The following is a 594-nucleotide window of genomic DNA, read 5'->3' on the forward strand; positions in this document are numbered from 1 at the left end:
GGACCAGATTTCAGAGAAGGTCTACGGCCTGATGGAGGGCGAGATYTCCGTCCTGCAGGTCGAGAAGAAGATCCGCTCGCGCGTGAAGCGCCAGATGGAGAAGACCCAGCGCGAATATTATCTSAACGAGCAGATGAAGGCGATCCAGCGCGAGYTGGGCGAGACCGACGACGCCCGCGACGAGATCATGGAGCTGGAGAAGCGCATYCGTAAGACGCGCCTSTCCAAGGAAGCCCGSAYCAAGGCCGAGGCCGAGGTCAAGAARCTGCGCAACATGAGCCCGATGTCGGCGGAATCGACGGTGGTGCGGAACTACCTCGACTGGCTGCTGTCGATCCCGTGGGGCAAGGCCAAGACCAAGCCGATCGACCTCGACAAGGCCGAGGCCATCCTCGAGGAGGACCACTACGGCCTCGAGAAGGTCAAGGAACGGATCATCGAATATCTGGCCGTCCAGGCGCGCACCAACAGCCTGAAGGGSCCKATCCTGTGCCTCGTCGGCCCTCCGGGCGTCGGCAAGACCTCGCTGGCCAAGTCGATCGCCAAGGCCACCGGCCGGGAATACATCCGCATGTCGCTGGGCGGCGTGCGCGA

1 protein-coding gene is annotated in these 594 nt (G+C 63.0%); it reads left to right on the forward strand.

Annotation, left to right across the window (positions count from 1 at the left end; all coding sequences use genetic code 11):
* Window positions 1-594, forward strand: a 594-nt coding sequence (locus ASD25_RS32590; RefSeq protein WP_235562903.1) for an AAA family ATPase, incomplete at both ends; no start/stop codon positions are given.

This window comes from Brevundimonas sp. Root1423 (assembly GCF_001426805.1).